Here is a 25,366-nt window from a genome sequence, read left to right as displayed (position 1 = left end):
GGAGCGGGGTGAGGACTCGTGGATGTAAGACAAGCCCGCCGGTTGGTGAAAAGCCTAAAGACAAACCTCTACTACATCAGGGCCACGAGAGTGTCAAGGTACTGGAGAAGCGTTGGAAAGAACCTAGAGGAGGCCATCAACACAGTAGAAGAGCTAGACAGGTTGCTGAACAACAATGGCAAAGGAGGTGACAAACCATGAAGCAGTTTGAAAAGTTTGTAGGAAAACAAGTCTACTTAACAACTCCCAGAGCAAAGTACATTGGGACACTAGAGCACGAAGACAGGTTCTTCATATACCTTGCAGATTGTGTCGTACTTGTTAGGTCAAAGAGAAAGAGCCCTTATGCTGTTGTTAGAAAAGGACAAATCCTTGAGATGAGGGTTATAGGAGGTGAGGCTAATGGCTACACCAAGACCTGAAGGCCCATACTATAGCCCAAGAGAAGTGGCACGAGAGTTGGACATAGACATCTTCAGACTCTACACACTGATAGAAAAAAGGAAGGTCAACGCCCTGAAAACTCGCTACAAGAAGTGTATGTATTATTGGATTCACAAGGATGAGGTCAAACGCCTCAAGAAGATGATGGGGTCAAAAGACTGCTACACTACTGGAGAAGTCGCAAAAATCCTCAACGTGACACGAAACACAGTCTACGAGTGGATTCGAAGAGGCAAAATTAGGGCAGTCCAACCTTCATTCCACAAACACTGGAGAATCCCAAAAGAAGTAGTTGACATGCTCCTAGAAGCAAGGCAACTCCCACCAGAACAACTCTACACTGAGTCCCAGCTAGTAGAAGTCCTCGGAATTCCTAGGAGGAGAGTAGGCCGGATAGTTGACTTGATTCTAAGTGGAGAAATTCAGGGCGTCGCGGTAGGTAAGAGATGGTACATCCCAAAGAGTGAATTGGAGAAAGCAAAAGAGATACTGAGGGAGGAATATGGCGAAAAAGTACTACACAATTCAAGAATTTACTAGAATCTTCATGGTTCCCGAAGAAGAGGTCTTCTGGGCAACAGTTTCTGGGAGGCTCAAGTACAAAGTCATTGACGGCAAAACTATGATACCTCGGAGTGAGGTTCTGAGACTCCTAAGACGCCTCAACCCCTGCATAACCGAAAAGGACCTTGATGTGCTTGAGGCAATGGTCATGCTAAAGGAGAAACATTGAATCCTCTTTTTCTATTCTTGGGCATTTTAGGGTTTTGATGACTAAATAAAGCTTCCAGGTATGTCCAAAAAGGTTATGTATACTAAGGATACAAGAAATATTAGAGGTGAGACAACATGGCCATCAAACTTGAAAAAGAGTACTACACAACTGGGGAAGTTGCTAGGATGCTCGGTGTCCACTACGTGACCGTCTTTGGCTGGGTTCAGGAGGGCAAAATCAAAGCAATCCAACCCACTAAACGAGGCTGGTGGAGAATCCCAAGGGAGGAAGTCGAGAGGCTCCTCAATCCCGAGAAATCAAGAAACTGAGAACACCAATAAAAACTGATTCAAGGTGAAAGGTATGCCCGAGCCCAGTAGTGTTTATGCTGGTCACCGTACAAAGGCTTTTTGGAGGCTTAGGAAACTAGTTGAAGACCCAACCATCGAGTTTATCGTGGACAAGTCTTTCCCAGGTTCTGGCAAGACTCACAGAAACATCGAACTAATCAAATCAGAGAGCGAGAAAAAGTTCCTCATCCTTGCTGAAGCTCATACCATCCTCGACTTGTATGAGAGACTTCTGCCCTCCAGTGAAGTTGTCCACTGGAAGGGCTTCGAGCGGTCTTGCCAACACCTTGACGTCTTCCGTGGCTTCCCTCCCAGAATTGCATGCTCTATCTGCAAGGAGAAATTCCCTAACACGTATGCTAATTGCCCGTATCACCAAGCCTTTAAGGAGGACAAAAGGGTAGTTCTCGCTCCACTCGCCTATCTTCAGACAAAACAACTCGAACGCCTTGAACCTGATGTTATCATAGCCGAGGAATCCCTGTTCAACGGAAAAGTCATTGAGCCTCCTGACCCTAAGGTCATGCACTTGCATTCTATAGCTCTTGGGCGAGATCTCACTGAAGATGACTACATCAACCACTGTGAGGAGCTGACAGTTGAACTACAAAGAAAGCTCCTAGAAAACTTGTATCACGCTCCTGACCTCGACTTTGTACGAGAGGCTGTGAGAGACTTATTCGCACAGAGCCCATGTGAAATTGGCCTCTACCTCAGGTATGCCCGTTCCCAGCAAGTTCCTAACTCTCTCGACAAGGTTGTCATCCCCTATGCTCTGCTCCTCTTCGAGTATGCTCGGAAGAAAGGAGCAAAGGTCATCAACACCGACGCCTCTTTCAACGAGGCTGTGTGGGAATACTTGAAGCAGAGGGCAACTATAGACCCTGTTTACAACATGGACCTCCCAGACCCCGAGATTATCGAGATACCAGTCCACGAGTCCTCAAAGAGTAGTGTTGTCGTGAGGGTTGTGCCTAAGAAGATTCCACAGGCTAAATACACAAAGCAGACCCTTGCTAACCAGAACATACCTTCGCTTGAGGGCATTGCCAAGAAGATAGTGAAGATTGTGGAATACCTCTATCCCCAATTCGTCATAGACAATCGTGGAATAGTCCCCATAATCACCTACAAACAATTCGAAGACAGACTAGGTATCCTCATCCAAAGAGGCCTAGAAAAACATGGATATCACGACCTCACAGTTAGGACAATGCACTTCGGCTCAAGCCTGAGGAGTAGCAGGGACTTTGAAGGCCTGAAGTTTCTCTTCATTGTCGGCACATTCACTGTCGGGCCTGACGCTTTCCGGGAAATCCTCCTCTCCTACTTCCTGATTGACCCCGACACCATTGGCATACAGTCTTATCGGGATAAGGACAGCAGGTGGAAGTACAGTAGCCAAGCCCTCCCAGACATTGACGAGATTAGGAAATATTGGGAGGATGAGACACAACTTCAAGCAATCTTCAGGATTAGGCCATTTAGCGAGGACACTGTAACGTTCCTGTTTGGCCTACTCCCAGAACGCCTTGAACCTATGCTCTCAGTTAAAACACTCGACGACATCAAGAAGGTCAAGCGGTATCCTAAAACTCCTGCAACACTAAAACTGGCCATAAAGAGGGCGACAGAATTTATAGTAAACTATGACGACGACTATGTGCCATTCTCGGAAGTTAGGCAGTATCTTGAAGCTTGTGGGTTCGCTGAACCAATACTTAGCAAGGTCATACAGGAGTTGTCCCACCAGTTTACCGTTTATACCAAGAAGAGCGGAAAACGTGGAAGACCCAAGAAGTATTTCCTCTATGTTCACAGCTAATATGTTCAGAAAAATTCTTACTGTCCTCTAAAAACTTTTCTTCCAGAGAACTTGGCATCTTGACGAGATTAAAAACTCAACGCAAAATGGAGATTTGCATATTATTATATTATGCGTTCCAAAATCAAACTTCTCGGAAAATCCTGATTTTCCAAATCAACCGCTTCACAAACTTGCAGGATTTTTTCTGAACTACTAGCCACTGAGTATTCCTAGTGTGCAGCCCTCTCCTTTCCCTAGTCCTTGACTTTAGAGAGTAGAAAGAAATCAGGAGGGGCTGGACGCGTCCTCACATCCCCCAACCCATATCCTCAACGACACGAAACATCTATTAGGAAAAACTTCGCTTACTGTATTATGGAAGAGTGTATTCAAGGGAGGTCTGTATACAGGAATTTTGACAAGTTCCAACGAAGAGTAAGTGAGAGATCCACAGCTCTTGCTAATCTGCTCAGGCGGAAGGTCAAGGAAGATGTGATGGATTTTGTGAAGGAGTTGAATGCCAAAGCAAATAGTACTGAAAGAGCCCATGATTTAGAGGCTTATCTTAGGGTTCTAGAATTCACTAAGAAATCCACTCCCGAAAATATGAGGAAGGGCTTAATGGGAGATGAACTACCAAAGGTCCTCTACGAGACTTTAGAAAGTTGGGGAATGAACAAGAGAAGAGCCTCTCTGAAGGAGTATGATGACTTCAAGAAAGAGCTCCAGAGCGCTGTGAGTTTGATTGATGGCTCTCTCTTGGAATCTTCTATTGAAGTATTTAAAGATGTGAATAGTCCAACAGTAATGAATGTACTAAGGTTCTATGGGAGTTTGAAAGTGACGCGCACTAAGACTAAGTTGGTTGGGAACTCGAAGCTAATGCACTTCCTCTTCCCTAACCTTATAGTCCCTATTGATAGAACCTACACTATAAGGGCCCTAGGAATTCCTGATTTCTGGCTGGAAATTGAGAAGTGCGCATTCTTAACAATTCATCGTTGGGCAGGAGAGTTTGTCGAAGAAAACAGAGAGTTTCTCCAGAAGTTGATTGAAGCTGATACTGGGAGCGGGTGGAACCAGACGATTCCTAAAGTTGTTGACAATCTGATTATCTACTATGTTAAGACTCAACTCTGACTTCTATCTTTTACACGGCCACATATCTCCATGTTTCTGTACCTCTAGAATGTCCAAAAAGTATGTGTAGAACGTACAATTATGTACAATTGGTGAGGGGTATGGAAGAGGTTATCCGCCTTGTAGAAGAGGCAGGAGTGAAGATTCCGAAGAACATCAAGACCCATGGTAGCCCCCAGAGTCTCCAAAACTACTTGAAGGCCCGAAAGAAGCTCATAGAGATTCAAGTCTCAGCACTGGAGGAGAAGGTCATCTCTCTTCAGGAGCAGTTGGAGGAGAGGAAGAGACAGTTAGAGATTCTGGAGAGGGTCATAGAAGAGCTGGGAGGTGACGTGGGATGAAGCGTGGTATCTTGTCCCTGGCGAGTGGAGCCCAGATTGCTGCTCAGATTGGTGCTGAACTCTTGGACAGGCTCCTAGAGAGGAATCCCGGAAGGGGCGGCAGGCTTGTCATGATTACTGGGGAACAAGGGGCTGGGAAGACTTCACTAATGGGCAGACTGGCCTTACGGTTCAGGGGCGAAGAATACGTTATCTGGCGTGGCCGCTTCCTTGCCCAGTGGCACAAGTTTCCAAACTGGGAGAAGAAGATCCAGATACTAGTGCATGAGGACGATGAAGTAGAGTTCCTCAAAATTCCCTATGGAGGAGAAGCAGAAGTGATTGATGTTCCCGTCGTCAGGTACAGGGATGCGAAGGATGCCATTCGGAAACTCCGTAAGGACAAGATTAACGTCATCTATGAGCCTGCCTCATATAGAGTCTCCCCAGAGCTAGCCAAGGATGTGAAGGAGAAGACTGGGAGGGTTATCCCACCAGAGAAACTGGAGGAAGACAGGCCTGTCTACTTCTGGTTTGAGCTCCTCTACTGCCTACTCACTCGTGATGATAGAGAGTGGTATGCAGTTTTCATCGATGAAGCTGATGATATTTTCCCTGAAACTGCACCGGGCACTCAGTTCACCCTTCAGGATTGGGTCAAAGATATCCTCAAAGACTTGAGGAAGGCCCTAGTATCCCTTGTCCTCTCGACTCATACAGTTAGCAACGTTGATTGGAGAATTCGCACGAAAATTCCAGCTTATATTTACCTGAGAGGAGCCCAGGTCAGGAAGGGGTCAAAGGTCAAGCAAGGTTACGTCTCGATGCTGGATGATGGATACGCTTATATCGAGTGGGGGAGGTATGGTTTCTTCCGGTTTGAGTATCTGCCGTGGCCAGGATATGACGTCCAAGTAAGGCGGAAGAGGAGTCAGGGAGAGAGGGTAGAACTACTATAGATTACTATGCCCTAGGTTTTGTCCCTTCCTCGCCTCTCGCTCTCTTGTGTCCCGCCCGGGCTGGTTCCTCATTTTCACTTTGTTTTAGTCGTTCTTCTTTCTGGACAAGTCCTATGTAGGATGGGGCATAATTGTGTATACGTATCCCCTATAGTCGCTATAGGCGCTATAGTCGGAGGTGCTGGCAGTGGGGGAGAAAGCAAGACGGAATACGACTATTTGGGTGAGTGTGGAGTTGAAGGAGGAGTTGAGGCGGATTGGTCGGTTGGGAGAAACGTATGAGGATGTTATTTGGCGGTTAATCGAGAACTGGTGGGCCCGCGGGGATTCGAACCCCGGACCTCCACCTTGTAAGGGTGGCGTCATAACCATCTAGACCACGGGCCCGCCCGAAATAGGAGAAGGGAGGGACGTTATAAAATTTTCTACTTCCCAACGCCCCTGCGAACCTTCACGGCTAAACCGCTCTGGAACACCTTCAGCTCCTCGCCGCTGAGCAGCGTTTGACCCGTTGCAAGGAGCTCGTCGTTCTCGTTCACGACCAGAACCTCGTCGTAGGGCCTTATCTCGGGGTCAGCGTCCACCACGAACTTTGCGAAGACGTTCTTGCCCTTCCGTGCGAAGGGCTCTGCATCTTCGTTGACCACAACGCGCATCCTCGGGAACGGCAGTATCTCGTGGAGCCTTTTAGCCCCCTCGATGCCGAGGGTCAGGAGGCCGTCCTCAGCCCTGAAGGTCGCGAGGTGTTTGCCCTTCACCTTAATCTGCCTCGGCATTCCGGTCTTTCTCGACAGCTCGACGAAGGCATCTCTGAACGCTTCCCCAGCGCCTTCTCCGAACTGGTACTCCGCTATGGCCATGATGTAGCTCCTCGCCTCTCCCCTGGCGGGCTTGGTTATGGTGAAGTCCTCCTCGCCCTCGCTCTGCGCAAAGGGGTAGGTCAAGCCGAGGTACCTAGGTATCTCTCCGAATATCGGGTGTTCTATCGTCCCAGGAAACCTGCTCTTAACGCGCTCTGCCCTCTCCTTAGCCCTCACAGCAGTCGGCCAGCGCAGTGCCTCCTCGCTCACCTTGAAGAAAGCGGAGGCCTTGGTTATCGGCTCGTTCTTTTCGAGGTAGTCCCTGTACTCCAACAGCCTCTTGTAGGCGGCGAACATCTTCGGGTGGGAGCGGGCGCGCTCATCGACGAGCTCCCAGAGGGTTCCCTCCTTTATCGTCTGCTTGACCCGGTTGAGCTCCTCGCGGATTACCCAGAGGTTGTGGAGAGCCAGAAGCCTCGTCCTCTCTTCCTTCGGCATCTCGCGAAGCTCCTGGGGAGTGTGGCGGGGGCAGACCGGACAGGAGCAGGGGAAGTATTCGAGCTCTTCCAGCCTTTTCGTCCCCTCGGGCGTCATGTAGCGGTCGTCTTTGGCATAGAGGGCATAGCTCGCGGAATCGAAGAGGTCTATCCCCATCGCGACCGCTAAAGCGAAAATCATCGGGTGACCTGCGCCGAAGAGGTGAACCGGCCTGTCGGGCCTGAGCCCCTGCTTTGAAGCGATAACTACATCAACAAGGTCTTTATATCTGTAGCTCTCCATGAGCGGGACGACTGCCCCAACCGGGTGAATCTCAAAGTTCATATCGCTGAGCTTTTTAGCGGCATAGGTTCTCAGGTCTGGATAGGTGGATCCCTGGACTGCCGCGTTCATCGCGATGTTCTTGACTTCCTCGGCTTCCTTTGCCCTTTCAAGGGTCACCCTGAGGTCTTCCTCTGCTTTTTCCCTCGGTGCATCCGGTGGGGTCGGAATGTCGAGGAAGGTGCCTATATCGACGCCTATCCCCTCCTGGAACTCGATTATCTCCCTGTTCGTAACGTCCACGCCGCCGTAGCGCATGAGCTGGAACGAGCCGGAATCGACCTCGATTATGCCGTCGTAGTCGAGGAGCCTGTGGATTCCAAACTCAAGGGCCCTCTCCCTGAGTTCAGGCGTCTTGTAGATGATGTAGGAGTTGGTGATTATCATTCCAAAGCCCATCTCCTTGAGTTCCTTCGGTGTCACTATCAGTTGCTTTGGGTTGATGACCGGCATTATGGCAGGGGTCTCTATCGTTTTTCCGTTGACAGTTAACTTCCCGATCCTTCCGGCGGCGTCTCTCGCCTTTACCTCGAACTTAAACTCGACCATCTCTCAACACCTCAAGAACCTTCGGTGGTCGGTTTAAAAGCCTAAGCCAGAAACGTTATGAGGACGTAGGATATCGCACCCGCGAAAACCGGGGCCATTACCCAGCCCTTCACGATTCCCACGAGGAGTTTGAGGTTCACATGCTCGCCCTTGTAGAGGCCCAGGCCGCTTATGGCCCCGACTATGGCCTGGCCCGAGCTGACGGGCAGGCCTATCAGGTTGGCCGCGCTGACGGCCAGAGATGCTCCGAACTGGCTCGAAAAGGCCGAGGTCGGCCCGAGCGGCGAGATGTCCCTTCCGACCGTCATCATAACGTCGTAGCTGAAGGTCAGCGCCCCCAGGGTTAGGATAAGCGCCAGGAGGAGCTTAAACGGTCCGTTCACTCCGAGCCCTTCCATCAGCCCGGCGACGTTGGAGAGCTCGTTGGCGCCGAGGTTGAAGGCTGAAAAAGCCGCCGCCGTGAAGACGAGCCACTTCTGGGCCAGCTCAAGGTTCCGCAGACACTTTACCCTTCTCCGCAGGGGCTTGTAGAGCCTGTAGACGGCCAACGCGAAGAGAGCGGCGACGATCGGTGAGAGAACCCATGCAGATGCTATTCTGCCGACAGTCCACCAGTCAACCGGCAGTCCGAGGGCGAGGGAGGCCCCGACGAGGCCGCCTATTATGGACTGGGTCGTTGAGATTGGCCTTCCCCAGAGGCTGGCTATGGTTACTGCCGAGGCCGCGCTGAAGAGGACGAGACCGACCTCGCCAGCAGTCATGCCCTCGGCCAGCCCGGAGACCGTTCCGGAAACGCCGGAGCCGCCGAGAAAAACGCCTAAGGTGGTGAATACACCTATTAGGAGCACTGCCCTCTTGAAGCCTATGACTCCCGACCCAACGGCCGTCCCAACGGCCTTTGCGCTGTCGTTCGCGCCTATCGCCCACGCCATGAAGAGCGCCGTTATCATCGCCATCACTATAGTCTATTTGTTGACACATAATCTATATAGTCTATGTAGCACATGGTTGAGCACTTAAAAGGTTTTCGCTCAGTGTTGCATCATACCCTCCCGAGGAGCACCGAGAGGTAGCCGTAGATGTGGAGGGCAAGGTAAAAGGCCGCCCAGAACCAGACGATTACCGGGAACAGGAAAGTGTTTATCAGCCTTCCCCCCTCGAAGAGGGTCGGTAAAAGCATTGTGAAGGTCTCGAAGAACCACCATAGGGCGAAGAGCTCAAAATGTCCGGTGATGAGGAGAAGAGGAGGAACAATCACATCAAAAAACGCCACAACATCCCCGAGAATCAAAAAGATCCAGTCCTTGGTAAAACCACCGCCGAGGTTTTTCAGGTCGCCGAGGAACCAGCGCTTCCTCTGGCGCCAGAGCACACTAATGCTCTTTGGCATCTCTGTCCAGACCTTCGCGCGGGGAGCGTAGACGACCTTCCCAAACTCCTTAACGGCCTTCGTCGTGGCGTAGTCCTCGACGATTTCCTCAACAAAGCCGCCGATCCTCCCAAGGACCTCCCTTCGGAAGGCCGCTATTGGGCCCGGGGCTAGGCTCAGGTCGTCCAGCTCCTTCGCCCTGCGGAACATCGCTATTCGAAGGTGCTCCGCATCTTGGGCAATCTCAAGGAAAGATTCTCCCGCGACGCGAACCTGACCGCCGACGCCGAGGATTTCATCCGAATAGAAGCGTCTCACCAACTCCTTAACTGCATCGGGTTCGAGACGGCTGTCGGCGTCGGTCGTGACTACAATCTCCCCACTGGCCTTCGAGAGGCCGAAGTTCAAGGCTTTGGCCTTTCCTCCGTGATTCTTCCTGTAAACCCTCAGGCGGGGGTCTTTTACGGAGAAAGCCACCTCGAAGGTGTTGTCCTTGCTTCCATCGTCGATTACTATAACCTCAAAGTCGGGATAATCCTGGGCTAGAGCAGATTTTATCGCCCTAAGGATCCTTTCTCCTTCGTTGTAAGCAGGGATAATGATTGAGACTTTGGGCGACCATTCCCGAATTCTGTAATTCTTGAAAAGGCTAATTATGTAATTGAAGAAAAAGTAACCGTCCCAGAGGAGGATGACGAAAAGACCGAGTAGGAGCGGGTTCATGGGAATAGTTTGGGATATGGAATTTTTAATTGTGTCGATATCTAAGAACCCACGATATAGCGCGTTAAACCCTAAAATTTACCAGCGGAGGACCTATTCACGCACTACGGTGACGTCCAGCTTTTCGAAATCTCGATCAAAGGTGTAAATCTCCTCTATCCCAAGCTCTTTCATCTTAATGTAGGCCAAAGCATCGTTCATCCCAAGGTCTCTCTCTTCAGCTATAAGCGAGGCCTTGAGGTAGTCTCCCGCGGAAACCGGCAGAACCTCGATGTTCTCGATTGTCAGAATCGCCAAAAGGACTTCAGCGGCTTTTCTCTTTCCACCCCTGCTTTCAATGACGTTGGCAACTTCGCTCAGGTGGACAACTGTGGTAACCACTCTCTCACCCCCGCTGATCCGTCCAAGTATATCCTGTGCTTTTTTCTTGATGAGTTTGACGTTCCCTGGGGGTTCCTTTCTTGGCTTCAAAAACGCATAAATAAAGACGTTTGCATCGATGAACCTCATTCCGCCCACAGCTCCTTTTTAAGCTCTTCCCACCCCTTCAGCTCCCCCACCTCGATGCTGTCAAAGAACTTTTTTAGGTCGACCCTTCTCCTTGGCAATAACTCCACCCTGTCGCCGAGGTCAACTATTATCACTTCCTCCCCAAGCTTTTCCCTCAGCTCCTTCGGCAGGAGAAGTCGCCCCTGGGGGTCGAACCTTTTCACCAGAGTTTCCATGCAATCACCATTTTTTTAGTCAATCCACCATGCATAAATAGTTTTTGGTAAAGAGGAGCTTTTAATCTTTATCCGGAAGTTCAAGGGAGAGGAATTTTCCAACCCTGTACCTCACCACGTACCTGCCGTGCTCGAACTCATCTTCCTCAGCCTCAAGAACCTCCACCGGCTCTATTTCCAGGCCGAAGTCCATGGCCTCCCACTTGATATCATCGAAGTAGTCGTAGAGCCCGCACGTGGCGCAGAATGAGCCGGAGAACTCAATGATGACCTCGTCTCCCTCAACCCGAAGTATTCTCGCCTGAGCCTCGCTTCCGTGGAGTCTGTTGAACTCCTCAATGATCCCCTTCAGTTGCCCAATCTTCCTTTCCATCCTCTCACCGATTTTAGTTCTTAATTGGCACTTAAAAAGTTTGTTAAGATAACCGAATAGCTTAAAAATCGAAAACCCAACCGAACCTCGATGAGCGGAGAAAGGATACGCCACGCCGAGAGAGAATACACGGACGAGGAGATATTTGAGATACTCAGCGAGCCGGTTAGGGAGTGGTTTAGGCGAAAGTTTGGAACCTTCACCCCTCCCCAGCGCTACGCGGTCATCGAGATCCACAGGGGAGAGAACGTGCTTATCTCGTCTCCAACAGGTTCTGGAAAGACCCTCTCGGCTTTCCTCGCGGCCATAAACGAGCTGATACTCTTGGCCAAGGCCGGAAAGCTTGAGGACAAAATCTACGTGCTCTACGTCTCCCCGCTGAGGGCTTTGAACAACGACATCAAGCGCAATTTGGAGGGGCCCCTGGCCGAGATAAAGGAAGTGGCAAAGGAGCTCGGCTACGAGATTCCGGACATAAGGGTGGGCATAAGGACGAGCGATACCTCAAGCTACGAGAAGAGCAAGATGGTCAAGAAGCCGCCGCACATCCTGATCACAACCCCCGAGAGCCTCGCCATAGCCCTGAACGCCCCCAAGTTCCGCGAGAGGCTTAAGACGGTCAAATACCTCATCATAGACGAGGTTCACGCCTTAGCCGAGAACAAGCGCGGCACTCACCTCGCGCTCAGCGTCGAGAGGCTCGCCCACTGGTCGGAGAACGAGTTCGTGAGGATAGGACTGAGCGCGACGATTCATCCGCTTGAGGAGGTCGCCAAATTCGTCTTCGGCTTCGGTGACGATGGAAAGCCCAGGCCGGGCCTGATAGTCGACGTCAGCTTCACCAAGGAGACTAAGATATGGGTCGAGAGCGTTGTAGATGACCTCGTTTACACGGACGCTGGGATGCTCAGCAATGCCCTGTACCGCCGTCTGGCAGAGCTCATCAGGGAGCACAGGACAACGCTAATATTCACCAACACAAGGAGCGGTGCCGAGAGGGTCGCATACAACCTGAAAAAGCGCTATCCTGAGTTCGAGGGGCTGATAGAGGCACATCACTCAAGCCTTTCAAGGGGGGTTCGCCTTGATGTGGAGGAGAAGCTCAAGAGGGGAGAACTTCGTTGTGTTGTCACATCGACAAGCCTTGAGCTCGGGATTGACATCGGTACAATTGACCTTGTAATTCTTATCGGTTCGCCGAAAAGCGTTAATAGGGCCTTACAGAGGATTGGAAGGGCCGGCCACAGGCTCCACGACGTCAGCAAAGGAGTAATCCTCGCCCTCGACCGCGACGACCTCGTAGAGGTTACAGTCTTGGCGCACAACGCCCGCAACAGGAGGCTCGACCGGATAAGGATTCCCAAGAACCCCCTCGATGTCCTCGTCCAGCACCTCCTCGGGATGGCGCTCAACCAGGTGTGGGACGTGGAGGAGGCATACAGGCTCGTGAGGCGCGCCTACCCATACCGCGACCTGCCGTTTGAAGACTTCATGAGCGTTCTCCGCTATCTTGCCGGGGAATACGCCGGCTTAGAGGAGAGGAAGGTCTACGCGAAGATATGGCTTGAGGACGGCCGCTTTGGGAGACGCGGCAAGATGACAAGGGCAATCTACTATATGAACGTCGGCACGATACCTGACGAAGCAAAGATACGGGTCTACACCATGGACAAGCAGATGATCGGAACGGTTGAGGAGGAGTTTGCTGAGAGGCTGATGCCCGGTGACATCTTCGTTTTGGCGGGGAGAACCTACGAGTTCATCAAGAGCAGGGGGAACAAGATTTATGTAATTCCGCGCGAGGGTGCGAAGCCCACCATTCCAGCCTGGTTCTCGGAGATGCTCCCCCTGAGCTTCGACCTGGCCCTCGACATCCAGCGCTTCAGGAAGGAGGTCTACTCCCTTGTGGACAGCAAACGCGCCAGGAGCTTCCTGATGAAAAAGTACGGGATAGACGAGAGAGCCGCGAAGGCTATTCTCGCCTACTTCCGCGAGCAGGCGAAGTACTCAACGGTGCCCGACGACGAGACGGTTCTCGTTGAGGAAGTCCTCGGGGGGAAGAGGAACCGCTATTTCTTTCACACACTCATCGGGAGGCGCGCAAACGACGCCCTGAGCAGGGCCTTTGCATATCTCGTGAGCAAGAAAAAGAAGACCAACGTCGGTGTTGCCATAAACGACAACGGCTTCGCCCTGCTCCTTCCCCCGGATAAGAGGTTGAGCGAAGAGGAGATAATGGCCCTGTTTAAAATCGAAGACCTCCGCGAGGTTCTTAGGAGGGCCCTTGACAACACCGAGCTCCTCAAGAGGCGCTTCAGGCACGTCGCCAACCGCGGGCTTCTAATACTTAGGAGATACATTGGAAGGAGCAAAAGGCTTGGCAGACAGCAGGTCATGGCAGTGACACTGCTGAGGATTCTCAAGGAAAACCATCCGGACTTTCCGCTTCTCAAGGAGGTCTACCGCGAGATAATGGAGGACAAGATGGACGTTGAGGCTGCCGAACTCTTCCTGGGCTGGATTAAAGAGGGGAGGATAAGGGTGGTGGTCGAGCACAACGAACTCCCAAGTCCATTCGCCTTCAACCTTGAGGTGATAGGCTCAAGCGACGTGGTCCTCATGGAGGACAGAAGGGAGATGATAAAACAGCTCCACAGAAAGATAATGGCGATGATAGGTGCATCAGGGCAGTGAAATGACGCGGTCGTGGTGGACAACTATCCCCCTGTCGGTTATCTCGTAGGGGCGCATACTGTGGTCAAAGCTACTCCCTCGGAACTTTAGTATCTTCAACCCCCGGTAAAGCGTCCCCTGGATGTCAAACATTCTCAGCTCTATAACCCCGCTGACGAGGTACTCCTCGATGTCTGTCTTCTGGAGCTCCGAGGTCATCAGGACGGTTGCCCCCATTTTGGCCATACTCTTCACGAAGCTCAGAAATGCCTTCCTGTATTCCATCTCCTGGGGGGACGTGAGCTTTAGCATGGTTATTGGATCCAGGACGATGCGCGTATAGCGCCTCTCTCTGAGTTTCTCTTTTATTGCCGCCGTCATCTTCTCCATACTTCCGGCAAAGGACTCGAAGAAGTCCTCGACCAGAACGTACCGCTCGGAGGTGGGGGTGGCGTCTATCAGGGTGAACCTGCTGTCATTGATTCTAAAACCCATCTTGGCCATGTCTGCCCGCAGGTTTTCGGAGGGCTCTTCAAGGGTCACATACAGAACGTCCTCGCCATTGGCTATTCCTGCCATTGCAAAGTGCATTGCGAGCGTGGTTTTACCGGTTCCCGGAGCACCTTTTACCAGGTACGTCCTTCCGGGAATTAAACCGCCCCTGAGCATGACATCGAGTCCCCGGATGCCCGTTGATATTCGTTTGCCGTACATGATTCCGCCCCTAATCTATTACTCTCATTCCTAGATATAAGAACTTTTCGAGCTTCCCGGACAAAATGAAAAGACATGGGTGAAATTAGAGGGTCTTGATGACAAACGCCAGCAAATCCGTCAGCTCCCTCGCCCTCGTTTCTGGTGAGGCGCCCATGTGGCCGCTCTTAGTCTCGACGCGGAGATAGACGGGGGCACCTACCTCCTTCAGCTTCATGAAGAACTTGAGGGCGTGGGCGGGGTGAACGCAGTCATTCCAACAGGAATCCAGAGAAGTTCAAAACAGGGTCTTAATCCCTCATGAAAATCAGACAACTTTCGTTTTCGTTTTACTGGATTGCACACTCCTTCAGGCTCTGTTAATATGCTCTCCTCTCGTATTTTGGTTTTATGAAGAGATTTCCCGAACTCTCCACAGTCTCTTAATTCATCTTAGTTCGTAGCCCTAAAGATTAGTTTGAACTATTTCTCATGATAGTGTTGATAACTTTTGGTTAATAACTTAATGATAACAAAAAATTTAAATCTTAAATTCTAATGATAAATAGTGGTGATGGCTCTATGGAGGAAAATTACAAGATACAACGATTTGAAAGAAGATTGGCACAGGCATGGAGTGAAGTCGACGAAGGAAAATTCGTTGGAGTGACTCTGAAAGGACATCTTGCAAATCACAACAATGCAGACCCGTTTTTAATGGAGTCCTGATTTTAATAATTTATTTTGATTTGATCATCTAACAATGTTTAGCATTGCGTAATCAAAGGGAGTAGGGGTGATTAAATGAAATATATCAATGGCCGCTTTTATCTTGAACCGATTTCAGCCCATATAGATGTCACTAATAAATGTAATTTGAAATGTATGTACTGCTTTTATTATGAGGATCCTTACGTCCAATTGCCTGATGGAGATCCCTCAAAAGATGAAATCTTGGATTGGATGGATCAGTTGGCAGGAGTTGGAGTTAAGTTTCTGACTTTTTCTGGAGGAGAAGCATTTATGAGACCGGATTTCTTGGAAATACTTAGCAGTGAAACTTCAGAGAATTTCTGGAAAACAATTATAACTAATGGAACTCTTCTCGACGAACAAACAGTAGGAAAATTAGGAAATATTCCAAAACTTCTAGAATTAAGAGTTTCCCTGGACGGTTTTGATGCAAATAAAAAAGTTAGAGGAGTGGATGCAAAAGTTATCGTACGGAATATTGACTTTATTGGTAAAATGACGGATATACCAGTACACATAAATACTATGATAACAACTGAAAATCTCCACGAACTTGAAAAAATGTATGAATGGATCGAGCAACATGAGGCAATTTCCGGTTGGTCAATTGATCTCCCAATCATCAGAGGAAGATATATCTCCGCGATGGATGCACTTAGACCCTCTTGGTCCGATATGGCACCAGTTTTAAAAAGATTAATCTTACGTTACATTGACGAGAGACCCCCGTTCAAACTTGCAATATTCTCAATATTTAGGGAGAGCCTACTATATCCTGACAAAATCAAAGATAGAATCTATAGTTTTGACCTAGAGTCCCATCCATGCAGCTATTTACCCTCAGTAACAATTAGAACAGATGGTTCTGTAACGCTTTGCCCAAGTTTGCCATTTAGTATAGGAAATATTAGAGAGAGACCCCTGAGGGATATTCTGGAGAGCCCGGATCAGGGTAGTGAAAGAGTGCTGAGAATACGGATAAGAGACATCAAAAAATGCTTAAGTTGTAGGTATGTAAAAATATGTGGTGCTGGTTGCAGAGCGAATGCATTTTTAGAAACAGGAAAACTCATTGAAGTGGATCCTGTTACCTGCAAGATGATGGAGTTCTTTGATAGGGAGATATTGCCCCATTTGCCAAGGAAAAGCAGGGAGTTGATAGAGGAATACTTAACTTAGCCAGAATACTCTGTGTTGATTTTCCCCTTTGGTGAGAAAAATGCAGCACAACAAAATCCAGGAAATTAGACAGGAGATACTTAGTGGTGATATAACAAGAACTATCCTTAAACTTTCTTTGCCTCTAGTTTTTTCAACATTGATTCAGCAGCTTTATAACTTAGTCGATACTTTTTGGCTCGGATTTTTTGGAAAAGTCGCTCTCTCCACACCTGGAACTGCACTGCCGTTAGTAACGACCTTAATGCACGTTGGCCTGGAGTTTTCAGCAGTGGGTGCAATATTCATTGGACAATACGTTGGAGCGGGGGAATATAAAAAGTACAGAAAATTAATTGGTGCGGTCTATTCTTTTATGCTGATTTCTTCTATTATCACCTCAGTCTTGGGGATACTTATAATCCCTTACGCCCTGGAGTTCATGAGGATCCCTCCCTCTGCTTATTCGTATGTTAGGGATTATCTTCTAATACTCTATGTTGGGATTCCCTTCTCTTTTTTGTTTGCGGCAAGTTTGTCTGTAATAAAAGCATTCGGGAGAACCAAACTCGTTATGAAGCTCAGCATCTTAGCAATTGCGATCAACATGATTCTTGATCCAGTAATGATTTTTGGCCTGTTCAGCCTTCCACGCCTGGGCGTTAGGGGTGCCGCTCTCTCAACTGTTACAGCGGATGTAATCGTCTGTATAATCTCCCTTTATATTGTTTTCTCTGGGGAAATGGGGATACCAGTAAAAGCTCAGGACATAAAACCTGATTTGAGATTCTATGGGAAAATCCTGAGAAAGGGTATACCCCTTGCCTTTGGTTCATTGGTAAATGACATAACAACAATCATCATGATTAGATTGATCTATGGATTTGGGATAGCAACATACGCAGCTTATTTGATCATTATGAGAATGGTGAAGCTCTTAGAGAGTTTTACCGTTGGAATAGCAAGTGGCACAGGTATAATGATCTCCCAAAATATTGGGGCTGAAAAATATGAAAGAGCAGAAAAAATAGCAAGAAGGGCCATGGTGTTGAATTTTGCGGTTTCTAGTATTGTAGCTCTATCATTAGCTGTTTCAAGAGAGTATATTGTAAGAGTATTTGTAAGCGACGTTCAGGTCTTGATGGAGAGTAAGAATGTCATCCCTTTAATTCTCTCAGTGCCTTTCTTTACGGGGATATTCTTGATAGTGAACAACGTCTTCAAGTATTCTGGACACACAAGGGAGTCCATGGTGCTTAGAATGATAAGGCTTTGGGGCCTTAGATTGCCACTAACATATCTTTTTGGATATATTATTTTCAACTCATCTGCAGGTTTGTTTTGGGGCTTAGGAATGAGCAATGTGGTCTCAGCACTCATCGCCATAATTTTCTTCCTCATGATCCCCTGGGCAAAAAAGATTATTTAGTGTAGATCAACAATCTGCAGCTGCTCCTTCCCCAGGCGGAGACCTTATAACCCTCCCCCTTCAGCTTCTCGAGCACGGCTATGAAGTCATCGAAGACGTTCTGTTTGTTCTCCCTCATTCCGGCGCGGTGCCACTCCTCACCGTACTCGGAACCACCACGGAGGTTGGCCATGGCGAAGGTTCCGCCGCGCTTTATGAAGGGTATCGCCTGCGGGAAGAACCTCGGGGTCAGGGCTATGTTGAAGCCGCCGTAGCCGAAGACCCACGCCTTCTTCTCATCTCTGGTTCCCTTAACGAGGAAGTAGTGAACCCTCGTCCCGTCTTTGGAGACGGCAAAGTCCTCCTTGACCATGAAGTCCCCCTGAACTTCTTGCCCCTCTATGAGGTTGAACTTCCCATCGAACCCGTAGAGCCTGTACGGAACCGTGAAGCTCTCGTAGCGGAGTAAAGCTCTCTTCCCGTCGGTGTCGAGTGGATAAACACTTCCCGGAAGGTCAAAGGTCACCTCATCAAGCTTGTTCCCTTCAAGGGAATAGACCTCAAGCCTGTGGCTGGCATGGACGAGCCTGCCGGCGAGAATTTTTCCGTCCACGATAACCGCCCACTCCAGCGGGAATTTCCCTTCAGGGATGATCTCGGTAACTTCGCCGTCTTCCACCGTTATTACCTTTCCGAGGCCCTTTCCTTCCCTCGTGAGGACGTAGAGCTTTCCATCGATCACGTCAATCGGCTCCGCCGGAACCTCCGCCGAATAGGCCTTCTTCCACATTCCCGGCTCCTCAATCGGCCCGACGTATATCTCCGCCCTGTTCCAGCCGAAGGTCACCGTTACCATCGCAGTCTTTCCGTCGGTGCTCTTCCTCAGCGAGATGAAGTAGCCGGAGCCGAGACCCTTGCCGAAGACCATTCTCTCCCCACTGCCGTCCTTCCAGAAGAGCCTCACCGCTGGGGCCTTAACCCCATCGGGCGTCTCCCCGTGCCGGTAGAAGCGGGAAAAGTAGTAGCCGTCCCCGAGGAAGGTCACGTTCCAGACCGAGGGCCTAATCTCGTCGATGAGCTTCCTGGTTTCGAGGTCTATGATTCGGGTTATGCCCTCGTCGGCGCCGCCTATTGAAAAACTGTAAGCCAAAAACCTCCCCTTCCCGTCGGCGGTGAAGCCCTGGAGCAGAACCTCGTCGTTGAGCTCCTCCTCAAGGGCCTTGGAATCGACTATGACATCGCCACCGAGCCATCTAATAAGCTGTCTTTCCCTCTCCTTGTACATTGCTATGATGCCCTTCTCGGTGAGCTTCGCACCGTAGAGGGTTGGCATCGAATAGTACTCCCATACCCCCGGGAACAGTTCGTCACTCAGCTCCCCAATGAACTCCCTGAAGCGTTTGTTCTCCTCCTCAACGAGCCTGATAACCCGCTCATCTTCGAGGTTTTCCATCCATGCGTAGGGGTCTTCCATGAAAACCACCATCTTAACGTTCGACGAAGGGCATAAAAATGTTTAGGGAAAGGCCCTCACTTTCCACTTACTACCCTCACTAACCACACCAATCGCGAGCACCCTGTTCTCGAAGGGCAACTCCATAGCCTTCTCGGCAAGCTCCTCTGCACTCCCAAAGACCGGGAAATCGAGCTCGACAAGGCCGAGATCGTATGTTGCCGTTACGAAGGCCTTTCCATCTTTGAGTCCCAGAGTCTTCACCCAGAACTCGTCCCTGCCGGCGAAGCCAAGCCAGCCCCTGCTATCGGTCCCGATTATACCCGCTATTCTCGGCGTGCTGTAATTGTCCCTTTCGTAGTCGAGGGCATCGAGGACGTGGATTAGAGCCTTCCTGGGGCTCTCCCACTCAAGGGTTTGAGCAATAAAGTCCGTCTGGAGGCCGTTGGTGACTACGGTGTACTCATCGAGGAGCCTCACGACTGGGTAGCTCACGTAGGGGTTGTCCGTCTCTGTTAAGTTCTCGATGTAAACTGCCCTTCCTTTAACGATGACCTTTCTCTTCGGGAAGGAGCGGGAGCAGAGAAGGTAGAAGGCGAAGGGTTTGCCGTTCATCAGGCCGATTCCCAGAGTTCTACCCGTGTAGGTCACGTAACCACCTCCTTAAGGCGGTCCTTCTCGAGGGCAAGCTTAATCTCGCGCGCTATCCTCCTGCCCACGCTCATGGGCTCGTCCCAGTAGAGCCGTCCGTACCAGTGGAGCGCGTTCGAGCCACCGTCTATCCGCGAGGCAAAGCCTATCGCCTTGAAGTTTCCGTCGTAGGCGAAGTGGAGGGCGAAGGGACCTACGATGCCGGGAGGTTCAAGCTCCTCCATGGCCTCGACGAAGGCCAATCCGTAATCGTAGAGCACTGGAATGAGCGACTCTCTCAGCGCTACGGCCTTGTTTCCTGCTATGGTGTAAGGGAGGGTCCTGAAGGGCCGCCTCTTGTTTGCGTCCGCGATGACCAGGCGCTCATCAACGCCAAAGAGCTCCAAACGGTTTAAAATCGGCGAATAGAAGAAGTGAACGTAGAGGTAAACGCCGTCTGTGAAGCGTTCAATCCTGTAGGGTTCGCTCAGGCCTTTGATCTTCTCCTCCAGTTCATAACCGTAAGCCAAGAAGTGCCCGCTTCCGCCCCTCGGCCCCTCAAGGCGGACAAAGTAAAGCTCGTCTGGCTTAGCCTCTTCTGGTTCAACTACTTCAACCCTCGGAATCCCTGCCTCGTCGAGGGCCTTATCCTGCAGTTCAAAGCTGGTTTCCCACTTGAGGAAACGCTTGTTGCCGAAGAACTTAGCCTTTGCTTTCTCGATGGCCTCTATGCCAAGGTATGCCACGAAAGAGCCGTGGGGTACGATGATGCCGTCATCACCGAGTACTTCCCTCATGTTTTCCGTTACGACGATTTCATCGACAGGCGGGATAGAGGAATAGAAAGCCTTTCTGCCCGGTTTGACGTAGAGCCTCGTTCTGAAACCCTCTCTCTTTACCCCTAGGAGTATCTGAAGTGAGGAATGGGAAGCTATGGTGGAGATTATCATTCTACCACCTCCAGGAGCTCTTCCTGGCTCAAAAGCCTTCCACCCTTCATAACGCGCATCGTGTCCCCGCTAAGCTCATCGATGATGATTAGCCCCCCGTTCAGCCTGCCGAACTCCAGCTTGAAGTCTATTAGCTCAAGCCCCTTTGCGGAGAAGAACTCCGCCAGGATTTCGGCGACCCTTTTCGTTACCTCCTTCATTTTCTCCAGCTCCCCTTCGCTCGCTATACCTAGCTGTAATATTGCTTCTTCGGTTATGAGTGGGTCGCCGAGCGAGTCGTCCTTGAGGGTGAACTCAACTATTCCCAGCTCTTGGAGGGACTTCACCCAGCATCTGTATCTCCTGAGAAAGCTTCCGTAAGCCTTAAAGCGGTATATAGTCTCCAGCGGAATCCTCTCTGCCTTCAGAAAGCGTGCCCTTCTCTCGTCAATCCGCTCGACGAAGTGGGTCCTTATCCCGTTCCTTTCCAGCAGGCTGAAGAAGAACTCCGTCTGCCCGAGAACTGCACTCCCCTTGCCCGGTCTCTCGCCTATCACCTCGTTGCCACCCGTGTCCTCTCTGCCGTCTTCGCCCAGCAGGGAGTCCTTGAAGTAAAAGACTAGATACGGGCCATCCTCGTAAACGTCCTTCGTTTTGCCGCGGTAGATGAGCCTCACTCGGCCTCACCCTTCCTCAGCATGTCGTTGATGAGCTTTATCGCGCAGAGGTCACCGCACATCGAGCATGCCTCGGTCTTTGTAGGCCTCTCCTTCCTTATCTCAATGAACCTGTCCCTGTCCCCGCTCAGCTCGAACTGCTTTGCCCAGTCGAGCCTGCCCCTCGCGACGCTCATGAGGTAGTCCTTCCTGAAGTCCGCCTCGAAGCGGGTCAAATTGACGGCGTGGGCCGCTATCTTTGCTGCAATCACGCCCTCCCTCACGTGCTCCACCGTTGGCAGTCCGAGGTGCTCCGCCGGCGTTACGTAGCAGAGGAAGTCTGCGCCGTTCATGGCCGCTATCGCCCCGCCTATGGCCGCGCTTATGTGATCGTAGCCCGGGAAGATGTCCGTGACGAGCGGGCCGAGGACGTAAAAGGGCGCGTTGTCTGTTGCAACCTTGGCGAGCTTTATCTGCATCGGTATCTGGTCAATCGGGACGTGGCCCGGCCCCTCGACCATCGTCTGGACGCCCGCTTCCCTCGCGCGCTTCACGAGCCTCCCGAGGGTGTAGAGTTCCGCTATTTGAAGCTCATCGCCGGCATCTGGAAGTCCACCCGGTCTTAACCCGTCGCCGAGGCTGAGAACGATGTCGTACTCTTTGGCCAGCTCGAGAAGGTAGTCGTAGTCCCTGTAGAAGGGGTTCTCCTCGCCCCAGTGGAGTATCCATGCCGCCAAAAATGTTCCTCCGCGCGAGATCATGCCGACAACTCTCTTTACCCTCGTCATCTTCTCGACGACTTCCCTGGTTACTCCAACGTGAATGGTCGTGTAATCAACGCCGTCCTTGAAGTGCTTCTCAACAGCTTTCCACATGTCGTCCTCGCTCATCTCGATGATGGCCTTCCCCTTGGCCAGCATCTCCTCGGCGGCCTGGTAAATCGGCACCGTTCCGATGGGGACGTCAACGGCGTGCATTATGGCCTTCCTTATGGAGTCGAGGTCACCGCCGGTGGAGAGGTCCATTATCGTGTCAGCGCCGTATCTTATGGCCACCTTAGCCTTCTCTATCTCGGCCTTGAGGTCGACGATGTCACGGGAGGTGCCTATGTTGGCGTTCACCTTCACACGAACGACGTCGCCGACCGCGACGGGCTTCACCCAGTCGTGGCGGACGTTGCGGAAGATGACGGTGTGTCCTTTGGCCACGCTCCTCCTGAGCTTTTCGGGGTCTATGCTTTCCCTCTCGGCGATGAACTTCATCTCCTCCGTGATTACCCCGCGTTTGGCCTCCTCAAGCTGGGTCATTCCCATCACCCGGTTTTAAAACCCGTTTATAACAAAGTTTTTAAATTTCAAAACTTAGTTTTTAGCGGGCCTTAAAAGGTTTTTGATGCCTGGAGAAAACTTTTTAAAGTTGTAAGTATTATTAGCTGTTGAGGTGACATTATGAAAAAACTAATAATAGCAATTTTGGTAGGTTTAGGCTTAGTATTAACGGCACTTTCAGCCGCGTTGCAGATTCCCATAACCTCAATGGAGTACGCCGGAACGAAGGTTGAGTATTACAGGGGCACGTTTCTTGGCCCCTCCTTTGAGGTCGAGCTACCAACCAGCGACCCAGCAACGGTCACGGTCTCAATGCTCATGCCCAACGGCTCTATGGTGGATCTTGGAGTGTATTCCGGCAAAGGCAAAATCTCAATAGACTTCCGCCGGGTACTTTACGCCATGCGTGAATGGAATAGATACCTGAGGGCAGAAGGCATAAACCCCGAGAGTGTTAAACCTTCACTGCTTCTGCTGGGGACTACGGTTGACAGAGACGGCAATCTAAACTACTTCATGAAAACGGTTCCCCTCAACATTGGCAGAATCGTGTCTGGAATGAGAGTTAAAGTCCAACTCAATAATTCAGCATTGAGCAGGCTTTATAGCAAAAGCGAAGTTGAGAAGATCCTCCATGATTCCAAAAGAGTAATCCCAAGGGAAATTGTAGGCGCGTCTTCCGATGGATCATCACTATTAGGATCTTCATGTTCACCTCCGTTCTATGAGGACGGTGATTGGACATGGTACTGCTTCGAGTGGTTCCACGAGAAGACATTGGGGAGGGCCAGCATCATTCCAGTGGCCGCTTTCCAAGTGACTGGCGATACTGATAAGGTGAACAGCATTTTCATTTCTTTGAATTATGATGCAATATCTGACAACAGTGCGGAGCTGGCTTTTTCTGCAGTGGGAGCTATTGAGAAAGGCAGTGTCGGCGGTTCAGGGGAGGGAAAAATACTGGGTTATTCCTACACAATAGACAGTAGATCACTAAGGATCCCGGAATCGACAGTTAAGATATGGGGCTCAGAATTAACATCACCATCTGTTGTCGGGGCAGGGATTGGGGGAAGTGCTGTATTTTCTAAGTACAGGCTCTATAGAGTGGACTATGTCAACGGGAAAGTCTGGAACAAGAAGCCCCTGGACACTTATGCCTATGTGATTCTTGGAAAGCCTGATGAAAAGGACATGAGTCTAAGGAAATTCGTTGAACCCGGATGGCCAAGAAATAGTGGTGGGCCAATGAGTAGAACTATGTGGTTCGTGCATTGGTATTGGGATACTAAAGGTAATATCGAGGGCAAGGGAGGAATCCTCACCAATACTTACTACTTTGGTCACAGGGTGGACACTCTTCCACTGTTTTCGGCTTCAGCGCCGGTACTGGGTATCATCGGAAGCGGAAACACAAAAGTTGCACCTTTTACCTTGGCGATTGGTGTGGGGTTAACCAAAGAAACAAGAACGTCCTCACTGGTCAGCGTCTCATTGGCACTAAAAGAAACGTACAAAGACACCAACGTTCGTCTCACGATATACTCCAGTAAGGTTAGGCTTGAGTACAAGGGCAGGAAATATCCCCTCACGGGAATGTTCGGAGATATCTTCATACCTGGGAGTTTAGGATACAATCCTCCCTGTGATCCACACAAGAGGTACTGTCCCATGGAGAATCCTGAAAACCCAACAGATCATTGATTTCCACCCTTTTTGATTTTATCTGTAGATTTATGGTCTAAAGCTGATTTTTAAAACCCGTTTATAACAAAGTTTTTAAATTTAAAAACTCAGTTTTTACCGCGGCTTAAAAGGTTTTGGGTGGTGGCTATGATGAGGGAGATGGAGATAAGCAGGGCGATAATCGAGGCCTACACGAGGGAGCTTCTCGAGAGCTTGAGCCTCGACGTCGCTATTGTGGGCGCGGGCCCCTCGGGAATGGTTGCCAGCTACTACCTCGCCAAGAACGGGGCCAAGGTTGCGGTCTTCGAGAAGAAGCTCTCAATCGGCGGCGGAATCTGGGGCGGCGCGATGGGCTTCAACAAAATAGTCGTGCAGGAAGAAGCAAGGGAAATCCTCGACGAGTTCGGGATAACGTACAAGCCCCTCGGAAAAGGCCTCTACGTGGCGGATGCAATCGAGACGGCAACGACGATAGCGAGCAAGGCTGTAAAGGCAGGTGTGCGGTTCTTCAACATGGTCGAGGTCGAGGACCTGGTTGTCAAGGACGACCGCGTGGCTGGAATAGTAATCAACTGGACGCCGGTTCTCATGACGGGCCTCCACGTGGACCCTTTAACAGTTGAGGCGAAGTTTGTAATCGATTCAACGGGTCACGGGGCGCAGATAAGTCAGCACCTCGTCAGGCGCGGCATGCTTGAGGTTCCCGGGGAGGGTCCGATGTGGGCCGAGAAGGGTGAAGAACTGACCGTCGAGCACACAAGGGAAATCTTTCCCGGCCTCTACGTCACTGGAATGGCCGCGAACGCGATAAGCGGTGCCCCGAGAATGGGCCCGATATTCGGCGGAATGTTCCTGAGCGGAAGGAAAGCGGCCTTCGAAATTCTAGAAAAGCTGGGGAGGGGTTGA

At 50.5% G+C, this 25,366-nt stretch carries 26 protein-coding genes, 1 tRNA gene and 2 pseudogenes; 15 read left to right on the top strand and 14 right to left on the bottom strand.

The features are described 5' to 3' along the window. The first annotated feature begins 18 nt into the window (after positions 1 to 18). From A3L14_RS11680 to A3L14_RS05620, 9 genes are all read left to right on the top strand, one after another. Positions 19 to 201, top strand: coding sequence for a hypothetical protein (locus A3L14_RS11680; RefSeq protein ID WP_143597779.1), 183 nt, complete (start codon positions 19 to 21; stop codon positions 199 to 201). Beyond that, entirely contained in the window at positions 198 to 422 is a 225-nt protein-coding gene (locus A3L14_RS05655; protein WP_055428789.1) for a hypothetical protein, read from the top strand. Before A3L14_RS11680 ends, A3L14_RS05655 begins: the two co-directional genes overlap by 4 nt. Then, the gene (locus tag A3L14_RS05650; protein WP_055428788.1) at positions 403 to 984 is read left to right on the top strand and encodes a helix-turn-helix domain-containing protein; all 582 of its coding nucleotides are present in this window, start codon (positions 403 to 405) and stop codon (positions 982 to 984) included. Before A3L14_RS05655 ends, A3L14_RS05650 begins: the two co-directional genes overlap by 20 nt. Beyond that, positions 947 to 1,177: a hypothetical protein gene (locus A3L14_RS05645; RefSeq protein ID WP_055428787.1), complete on the top strand. Its 231-nt coding sequence runs from the start codon at positions 947 to 949 to the stop codon at positions 1,175 to 1,177. Before A3L14_RS05650 ends, A3L14_RS05645 begins: the two co-directional genes overlap by 38 nt. Before the next feature lie 116 nt (positions 1,178 to 1,293). Further along, on the top strand, positions 1,294 to 1,488 hold the full coding sequence (locus A3L14_RS05640; protein WP_055428786.1) for a helix-turn-helix domain-containing protein: 195 nt from the start codon (positions 1,294 to 1,296) through the stop codon (positions 1,486 to 1,488). A gap of 34 nt (positions 1,489 to 1,522) precedes the next feature. Further along, positions 1,523 to 3,334 carry a hypothetical protein gene (locus tag A3L14_RS05635; protein ID WP_055428785.1) on the top strand — a complete coding sequence of 604 codons (1,812 nt, stop codon included), beginning with the start codon at positions 1,523 to 1,525 and terminating at the stop codon, positions 3,332 to 3,334. Between the two features lie 357 nt (positions 3,335 to 3,691). Next, a complete protein-coding gene (locus A3L14_RS05630; RefSeq protein ID WP_055428784.1) occupies positions 3,692 to 4,456 on the top strand; it encodes a hypothetical protein in 765 nt (254 codons plus the stop codon). A 101-nt stretch (positions 4,457 to 4,557) separates the two neighbouring features. Then, entirely contained in the window at positions 4,558 to 4,797 is a 240-nt protein-coding gene (locus A3L14_RS05625) for a hypothetical protein (RefSeq protein WP_055428783.1), read from the top strand. Continuing rightward, a complete protein-coding gene (locus A3L14_RS05620) occupies positions 4,794 to 5,735 on the top strand; it encodes an ATP-binding protein (protein WP_055428782.1) in 942 nt (313 codons plus the stop codon). Before A3L14_RS05625 ends, A3L14_RS05620 begins: the two co-directional genes overlap by 4 nt. Before the next feature lie 310 nt (positions 5,736 to 6,045). On the opposite strand, the gene A3L14_RS05615 is transcribed toward A3L14_RS05620, so the two are convergent. From A3L14_RS05615 to A3L14_RS05585, 7 genes are all read right to left on the bottom strand, one after another. Beyond that, positions 6,046 to 6,122, bottom strand: a tRNA-Val gene (locus A3L14_RS05615). A 38-nt stretch (positions 6,123 to 6,160) separates the two neighbouring features. Next, on the bottom strand, positions 6,161 to 7,903 hold the full coding sequence (tgtA, locus tag A3L14_RS05610) for a tRNA guanosine(15) transglycosylase TgtA (RefSeq protein ID WP_088886116.1): 1,743 nt from the start codon (positions 7,901 to 7,903) through the stop codon (positions 6,161 to 6,163). 41 nt (positions 7,904 to 7,944) lie between these two features. Continuing rightward, positions 7,945 to 8,853, bottom strand: a complete 909-nt coding sequence (locus A3L14_RS05605) for an inorganic phosphate transporter (RefSeq protein ID WP_055428780.1) — start codon at positions 8,851 to 8,853, stop codon at positions 7,945 to 7,947. A gap of 92 nt (positions 8,854 to 8,945) precedes the next feature. Then, entirely contained in the window at positions 8,946 to 9,995 is a 1,050-nt protein-coding gene (locus A3L14_RS05600; protein WP_055428779.1) for a glycosyltransferase, read from the bottom strand. A 93-nt stretch (positions 9,996 to 10,088) separates the two neighbouring features. Then, positions 10,089 to 10,505 carry a type II toxin-antitoxin system VapC family toxin gene (locus A3L14_RS05595; protein WP_055428778.1) on the bottom strand — a complete coding sequence of 139 codons (417 nt, stop codon included), beginning with the start codon at positions 10,503 to 10,505 and terminating at the stop codon, positions 10,089 to 10,091. Next, complete coding sequence (locus tag A3L14_RS05590; RefSeq protein WP_055428777.1) at positions 10,502 to 10,720, bottom strand: division/cell wall cluster transcriptional repressor MraZ; 219 nt, start codon at positions 10,718 to 10,720, stop codon at positions 10,502 to 10,504. The genes A3L14_RS05595 and A3L14_RS05590 overlap by 4 nt, the downstream gene beginning before the upstream one ends. Before the next feature lie 61 nt (positions 10,721 to 10,781). Continuing rightward, the gene (locus A3L14_RS05585; protein ID WP_055428776.1) at positions 10,782 to 11,093 is read right to left on the bottom strand and encodes a hypothetical protein; all 312 of its coding nucleotides are present in this window, start codon (positions 11,091 to 11,093) and stop codon (positions 10,782 to 10,784) included. Positions 11,094 to 11,183: 90 nt separating this feature from the next. On the opposite strand from A3L14_RS05585, the gene A3L14_RS05580 reads away from it, so the two are divergent. Further along, a complete protein-coding gene (locus A3L14_RS05580) occupies positions 11,184 to 13,787 on the top strand; it encodes an ATP-dependent helicase (protein WP_055428775.1) in 2,604 nt (867 codons plus the stop codon). Here A3L14_RS05580 and A3L14_RS05575 read toward each other — a convergent pair. Next, positions 13,776 to 14,480: an RAD55 family ATPase gene (locus A3L14_RS05575; RefSeq protein WP_055428774.1), complete on the bottom strand. Its 705-nt coding sequence runs from the start codon at positions 14,478 to 14,480 to the stop codon at positions 13,776 to 13,778. The two genes, A3L14_RS05580 and A3L14_RS05575, sit on opposite strands and share 12 nt — an antisense overlap. An 85-nt stretch (positions 14,481 to 14,565) precedes the next feature. Beyond that, positions 14,566 to 14,736, bottom strand: a pseudogene (locus A3L14_RS05570) (prolyl oligopeptidase family serine peptidase); the annotation flags it as partial. A 305-nt stretch (positions 14,737 to 15,041) separates the two neighbouring features. Here A3L14_RS05570 and A3L14_RS11675 point away from each other — a divergent pair. From A3L14_RS11675 to A3L14_RS05560, 3 genes are all read left to right on the top strand, one after another. Continuing rightward, on the top strand, positions 15,042 to 15,188 hold the full coding sequence (locus A3L14_RS11675; RefSeq protein ID WP_157628421.1) for a hypothetical protein: 147 nt from the start codon (positions 15,042 to 15,044) through the stop codon (positions 15,186 to 15,188). Between the two features lie 75 nt (positions 15,189 to 15,263). Further along, positions 15,264 to 16,391, top strand: coding sequence for a radical SAM/SPASM domain-containing protein (locus tag A3L14_RS05565; RefSeq protein WP_055428773.1), 1,128 nt, complete (start codon positions 15,264 to 15,266; stop codon positions 16,389 to 16,391). A gap of 40 nt (positions 16,392 to 16,431) precedes the next feature. Then, positions 16,432 to 17,799: an MATE family efflux transporter gene (locus tag A3L14_RS05560; RefSeq protein WP_074631230.1), complete on the top strand. Its 1,368-nt coding sequence runs from the start codon at positions 16,432 to 16,434 to the stop codon at positions 17,797 to 17,799. Positions 17,800 to 17,803: 4 nt separating this feature from the next. Here A3L14_RS05560 and A3L14_RS05555 read toward each other — a convergent pair. The 5 genes and pseudogenes from A3L14_RS05555 to thiC form a co-directional block, all read right to left on the bottom strand. Then, positions 17,804 to 19,252, bottom strand: a pseudogene (locus tag A3L14_RS05555) (prolyl oligopeptidase family serine peptidase); the annotation flags it as partial. Positions 19,253 to 19,294: 42 nt separating this feature from the next. After that, on the bottom strand, positions 19,295 to 19,882 hold the full coding sequence (locus tag A3L14_RS05550) for an IMP cyclohydrolase (protein WP_055428772.1): 588 nt from the start codon (positions 19,880 to 19,882) through the stop codon (positions 19,295 to 19,297). Further along, positions 19,879 to 20,811: a formate--phosphoribosylaminoimidazolecarboxamide ligase gene (locus tag A3L14_RS05545; RefSeq protein WP_055428771.1), complete on the bottom strand. Its 933-nt coding sequence runs from the start codon at positions 20,809 to 20,811 to the stop codon at positions 19,879 to 19,881. Before A3L14_RS05545 ends, A3L14_RS05550 begins: the two co-directional genes overlap by 4 nt. Then, a complete protein-coding gene (locus A3L14_RS05540) occupies positions 20,808 to 21,467 on the bottom strand; it encodes a phosphoribosylaminoimidazolesuccinocarboxamide synthase (RefSeq protein WP_055428770.1) in 660 nt (219 codons plus the stop codon). Before A3L14_RS05540 ends, A3L14_RS05545 begins: the two co-directional genes overlap by 4 nt. Next, positions 21,464 to 22,753 carry a phosphomethylpyrimidine synthase ThiC gene (gene thiC / locus A3L14_RS05535; protein ID WP_055428769.1) on the bottom strand — a complete coding sequence of 430 codons (1,290 nt, stop codon included), beginning with the start codon at positions 22,751 to 22,753 and terminating at the stop codon, positions 21,464 to 21,466. The genes A3L14_RS05540 and thiC overlap by 4 nt, the downstream gene beginning before the upstream one ends. 141 nt (positions 22,754 to 22,894) lie before the next feature. On the opposite strand from thiC, the gene A3L14_RS05530 reads away from it, so the two are divergent. Beyond that, positions 22,895 to 24,478 carry a hypothetical protein gene (locus A3L14_RS05530; RefSeq protein WP_088886115.1) on the top strand — a complete coding sequence of 528 codons (1,584 nt, stop codon included), beginning with the start codon at positions 22,895 to 22,897 and terminating at the stop codon, positions 24,476 to 24,478. A gap of 129 nt (positions 24,479 to 24,607) precedes the next feature. Then, a complete protein-coding gene (locus A3L14_RS05525; RefSeq protein ID WP_055428767.1) occupies positions 24,608 to 25,366 on the top strand; it encodes a sulfide-dependent adenosine diphosphate thiazole synthase in 759 nt (252 codons plus the stop codon).

The organism is Thermococcus thioreducens (assembly GCF_002214545.1).
In the GTDB taxonomy this organism is placed as follows: Archaea; Methanobacteriota_B; Thermococci; order Thermococcales; family Thermococcaceae; genus Thermococcus; species Thermococcus thioreducens.
This window is presented reverse-complemented; position numbering and strand designations above follow the sequence as displayed.